At 54.7% G+C, this 5,626-nt stretch carries 2 tRNA genes and 3 rRNA genes; all 5 read left to right on the top strand.

The features are described from left to right. Positions 1 to 270 precede the first annotated feature (270 nt). The 5 genes from DWA33_RS24670 to rrf all read left to right on the top strand — a co-directional run bounded on the left by DWA33_RS24670 (position 271) and on the right by rrf (position 5,591). Positions 271 to 1,759 (top strand): 16S ribosomal RNA (locus DWA33_RS24670). Positions 1,760 to 1,979: 220 nt separating this feature from the next. Continuing rightward, positions 1,980 to 2,056: transfer RNA gene (locus tag DWA33_RS24675), tRNA-Ile, on the top strand. Between the two features lie 33 nt (positions 2,057 to 2,089). After that, a tRNA-Ala gene (locus tag DWA33_RS24680) sits at positions 2,090 to 2,165 on the top strand. A gap of 399 nt (positions 2,166 to 2,564) precedes the next feature. Further along, positions 2,565 to 5,387 (top strand): 23S ribosomal RNA (locus DWA33_RS24690). Positions 5,388 to 5,476: 89 nt separating this feature from the next. Beyond that, positions 5,477 to 5,591, top strand: a 5S ribosomal RNA gene (gene rrf, locus DWA33_RS24695). The 16S, 23S and 5S rRNA genes sit together here with 2 tRNA genes alongside, the layout of an rRNA operon. The last annotated feature ends 35 nt before the right edge of the window (positions 5,592 to 5,626 follow it).

Here is a 5,626-nt window from a genome sequence, read left to right on the forward strand (position 1 = left end):
GTGAGGTCTTCGGATCTCGGGCTGTTTGACAAGTGAAGAAGAAGAAAGAGAAACGTGGACGGCGAAGTCCTTGCGGGTCTCGATTTTGAGGGAGCTTCGGCTTTCTTGGGATTGGGGCCGGACGAAAGACTTCGGCGGTACACGTTTTATAAGGAACACCATGTTCGTTTTGCGCTGTGAAGCGCGGGCGACGAGTTCTTGGTCTTTGGATCGAGGACGATGGTGGGACCTCGTCAAACGTTGTGATCAGCCGGTTTGAAGTTTCAAGTCCAACTTGAGAGTTTGATCCTGGCTCAGAGCGAACGCTGGCGGCAGGCTTAACACATGCAAGTCGAACGGGCGTAGCAATACGTCAGTGGCAGACGGGTGAGTAACGCGTGGGAACGTACCTTTTGGTTCGGAACAACACAGGGAAACTTGTGCTAATACCGGATAAGCCCTTACGGGGAAAGATTTATCGCCGAAAGATCGGCCCGCGTCTGATTAGCTAGTTGGTGAGGTAATGGCTCACCAAGGCGACGATCAGTAGCTGGTCTGAGAGGATGATCAGCCACATTGGGACTGAGACACGGCCCAAACTCCTACGGGAGGCAGCAGTGGGGAATATTGGACAATGGGGGCAACCCTGATCCAGCCATGCCGCGTGAGTGATGAAGGCCCTAGGGTTGTAAAGCTCTTTTGTGCGGGAAGATAATGACGGTACCGCAAGAATAAGCCCCGGCTAACTTCGTGCCAGCAGCCGCGGTAATACGAAGGGGGCTAGCGTTGCTCGGAATCACTGGGCGTAAAGGGTGCGTAGGCGGGTTTCTAAGTCAGAGGTGAAAGCCTGGAGCTCAACTCCAGAACTGCCTTTGATACTGGAAGTCTTGAGTATGGCAGAGGTGAGTGGAACTGCGAGTGTAGAGGTGAAATTCGTAGATATTCGCAAGAACACCAGTGGCGAAGGCGGCTCACTGGGCCATTACTGACGCTGAGGCACGAAAGCGTGGGGAGCAAACAGGATTAGATACCCTGGTAGTCCACGCCGTAAACGATGAATGCCAGCCGTTAGTGGGTTTACTCACTAGTGGCGCAGCTAACGCTTTAAGCATTCCGCCTGGGGAGTACGGTCGCAAGATTAAAACTCAAAGGAATTGACGGGGGCCCGCACAAGCGGTGGAGCATGTGGTTTAATTCGACGCAACGCGCAGAACCTTACCAGCCCTTGACATGTCCAGGACCGGTCGCAGAGACGTGACCTTCTCTTCGGAGCCTGGAGCACAGGTGCTGCATGGCTGTCGTCAGCTCGTGTCGTGAGATGTTGGGTTAAGTCCCGCAACGAGCGCAACCCCCGTCCTTAGTTGCTACCATTTAGTTGAGCACTCTAAGGAGACTGCCGGTGATAAGCCGCGAGGAAGGTGGGGATGACGTCAAGTCCTCATGGCCCTTACGGGCTGGGCTACACACGTGCTACAATGGCGGTGACAATGGGAAGCTAAGGGGCGACCCTTCGCAAATCTCAAAAAGCCGTCTCAGTTCGGATTGGGCTCTGCAACTCGAGCCCATGAAGTTGGAATCGCTAGTAATCGTGGATCAGCATGCCACGGTGAATACGTTCCCGGGCCTTGTACACACCGCCCGTCACACCATGGGAGTTGGCTTTACCTGAAGACGGTGCGCTAACCCGCAAGGGGGGCAGCCGGCCACGGTAGGGTCAGCGACTGGGGTGAAGTCGTAACAAGGTAGCCGTAGGGGAACCTGCGGCTGGATCACCTCCTTTCTAAGGATGGGTCTTCAGTCTGCTTCGGCGACTATCGACCTGTTTTAGAAACATCAGAGGCTCTAAGTCATACGAGCCTCATTGGCGGGACCTCGCCGTCTTCGTTTCTCTTTCTTCGCGGACGAACACGCGCCTGGGGTGGCGCGCGCATTCGGCTTGTCGGCATGATCGTTGATCGATTGTGCCGGTGCTGCGTGCCGCCAGCTGCCTCACGTGCTGAGGGCTTGTAGCTCAGTTGGTTAGAGCGCGCGCTTGATAAGCGTGAGGTCGGAAGTTCAAGTCTTCCCAGGCCCACCATTTTGTCGAGCGCTGCATTCGTCTTCTGGTTACGGGGCCATAGCTCAGCTGGGAGAGCGCGTGCTTTGCAAGCATGAGGTCGTCGGTTCGATCCCGTCTGGCTCCACCAGATGGTCGATCGACCAGAGCGCTTCGCTTGCACCTCGTTGTTGTCATAGGGACAGCGACGATGGTTTTTCGTCCGCAACTTGTATTCGCCGGCTTTGCGCAACGCGCAGCCTGGCGGGTTTTCTGACATCGTGAAGAGGAGATCGATCCGGGTTCGGGTCTTGCAGAGTGATCTGCGGGGCATCGATCGCGTATCTCCGGAGCGTTTTCGGCGCCTGGTTGTTGCAAGACGACCGGGTTGTAAAACGCTTCTTGTTGACGACGCTTGACCGCATCGTCATCGGGTCGATCTTACGAAGCAATAACTGGTCTTTCTAATCAGTGTCCGTTCGCGAAACGCGTCCTTCGGGACGGCTTGCGAGTACATTCTGCCGAGTGTGTGGACATTGATAATGAGAGCAATCAAGTGCCTTAAGGGTGTTCGACGGATGCCTTGGCGCTGAGAGGCGATGAAGGACGTGCTACGCTGCGATAAGCCATGGGGAGCTGCGAAGAAGCTTTGATCCGTGGATTTCCGAATGGGGAAACCCACCTTCGATAGCCGGAACTCCAAGGCCTTGTGTCTTGGTGAGAACCAAGCCGCGAGGTTTTGGATTTCCGGTTATCAAGAGAAGGTATGAGATCTCTGAATACATAGGAGGTTTCAAGCGAACCCAGGGAACTGAAACATCTAAGTACCTGGAGGAAAGGACATCAACCGAGACTCCGCTAGTAGTGGCGAGCGAACGCGGACCAGGCCAGTCATCATTGGAAGACAATTGGAATCTGTCAGGAAAGCAGAGCCTTAGAGGGTGATAGCCCCGTACAAGTAATGCGACCAATGATGCTCGAGTAAGGCGGGACACGTGCAATCCTGTCTGAACATGGGGGGACCACCCTCCAAGCCTAAGTACTCCTCAGCGACCGATAGTGAACCAGTACCGTGAGGGAAAGGTGAAAAGCACCCCGACGAGGGGAGTGAAATAGTTCCTGAAATCGGACACCTACAAACAGACGGAGCCCAAGATACGTTCTGGGTGACGTCGTACCTTTTGTATTATGGGCCAGCGACTTAATTTAACGAGCAAGCTTAAGCCGATAGGTGTAGGCGCAGCGAAAGCGAGTCTGAATAGGGCGTCAAGTTCGTTGGATTAGACCCGAAACCTAGTGATCTAGCCATGAGCAGGTTGAAGGTGAGGTAACACTCACTGGAGGACCGAACGGGTGCCTGTTGAAAAAGGCTCCGATGACTTGTGGTTAGGGGTGAAAGGCCAATCAAACTGGGAAATAGCTGGTTCTCCGCGAAAGATATTTAGGTATCGCCTCGGACGAATACCTCAGGGGGTAGAGCACTGGATGGGCTAGGGGGACTTACCGTCTTACCAAACCCAACCAAACTCCGAATACCTGAGAGTACTATCCGGGAGTCACACGGCGGGTGCTAACGTCCGTCGTGGAGAGGGAAACAACCCTGACCTACAGCTAAGGCCCCCAATTCGTGGCTAAGTGGGAAAGGATGTGGAAATCCCAAAACAACCAGGAGGTTGGCTTAGAAGCAGCCATCCTTTAAAGAAAGCGTAACAGCTCACTGGTCTAAATAAGGGTTTCTGCGCCGAAGATGTAACGGGGCTCAAGCCACGAGCCGAAGCTTAGGGTGTGCGCAAGCACGCGGTAGCGGAGCGTTCTGTAAGCCTGCGAAGGGCGACCCGTGAGGGCGCCTGGAGGTATCAGAAGTGCGAATGCTGGCATGAGTAACGACAAACACTGTGAAAGACAGTGTCGCCGAAAGTCCAAGGGTTCCTGCGTAAAGTTAATCTTCGCAGGGTTAGCCGGTCCCTAAGGCGAGGCAGAAATGCGTAGTCGATGGGAATCACGTGAATATTCGTGAGCCAGTGGATGGTGACGAATCCCTTATGTTGTTCGACCTTACTGGATTGGTCGGGCCTCGATGGGGTTCCAGGAAATAGCCTCCACATCAGACCGTACCCGAAACCGACACAGGTGGACTGGTAGAGTATACCAAGGCGCTTGAGAGAACGATGTTGAAGGAACTCGGCAATTTACCTCCGTAACTTCGGGATAAGGAGGCCTTCTGTTTGCGCAAGCAGGCAGGAGGGGCACAGACCAGGGGGTGGCAACTGTTTAACAAAAACACAGGGCTCTGCGAAATCGCAAGATGACGTATAGGGTCTGACGCCTGCCCGGTGCCGGAAGGTTAAGAGGAGGAGTGCAAGCTCTGAATTGAAGCCCCGGTAAACGGCGGCCGTAACTATAACGGTCCTAAGGTAGCGAAATTCCTTGTCGGGTAAGTTCCGACCTGCACGAATGGCGTAATGACTTCCCCGCTGTCTCCAACATCGACTCAGTGAAATTGAATTCCCCGTGAAGATGCGGGGTTCCTGCGGTCAGACGGAAAGACCCCGTGCACCTTTACTGTAGCTTTGCGCTGGTATTCGTGACTGTTTGTGTAGAATAGGTGGTAGGCTTTGAAGCTCGGGCGCCAGCTCGGGTGGAGCCGCAATGTGAAATACCACCCTAATGGTTATGGATATCTAACCGCGATCCCTTATCGGGTTCCGGGACAGCGCATGGTGGGCAGTTTGACTGGGGCGGTCGCCTCCCAAAGAGTAACGGAGGCGTGCGACGGTAGGCTCAGAACGGTCGGAAATCGTTCGTCGAGTACAATGGCATAAGCCTGCCTGACTGCGAGACCAACAAGTCGAGCAGAGACGAAAGTCGGTCATAGTGATCCGGTGGTCCCGCGTGGATGGGCCATCGCTCAACGGATAAAAGGTACGCCGGGGATAACAGGCTGATGACGCCCAAGAGTCCATATCGACGGCGTCGTTTGGCACCTCGATGTCGGCTCATCACATCCTGGGGCTGGAGAAGGTCCCAAGGGTTCGGCTGTTCGCCGATTAAAGTGGTACGTGAGCTGGGTTCAGAACGTCGTGAGACAGTTCGGTCCCTATCTGCCGTGGGTGTTGGAATGTTGAGAGGATTTGCCCCTAGTACGAGAGGACCGGGGTGAACGTACCTCTGGTGGAGCTGTTGTCGCGCCAGCGGCAGTGCAGCATAGCTATGTACGGACGGGATAACCGCTGAAAGCATCTAAGCGGGAAACCCACCTCAAAACGAGCATTCCCTCGAGAACCGTGGAAGACGACCACGTTGATAGGCCGGATGTGGAAGTGCGGCAACGCATGCAGCTTACCGGTACTAATCGTTCGATTGGCTTGATTGCTCTCATTATCAGTGTCCACCACACGCGACACCAAACATGCTGTGGTGACCAAAAACCAGATATTGCTTCGTGCTCTTGTCCTTCGCCGGCCTGGTGGTTCTAGCGAGGAGCCTGAACCCGTTCCCATCCCGAACACGGCCGTTAAACTCCTCAGCGCCAATGGTACTCCGTCTCAAGACGCGGGAGAGTAGGTCGCCGCCAGGCCTGCAAAGAACAAGAGATCCTCAAACACCACGATG

This window comes from Rhodopseudomonas pentothenatexigens (genome assembly GCF_900218015.1).
Classification (GTDB): Bacteria; Pseudomonadota; Alphaproteobacteria; order Rhizobiales; family Xanthobacteraceae; genus Rhodopseudomonas; species Rhodopseudomonas pentothenatexigens.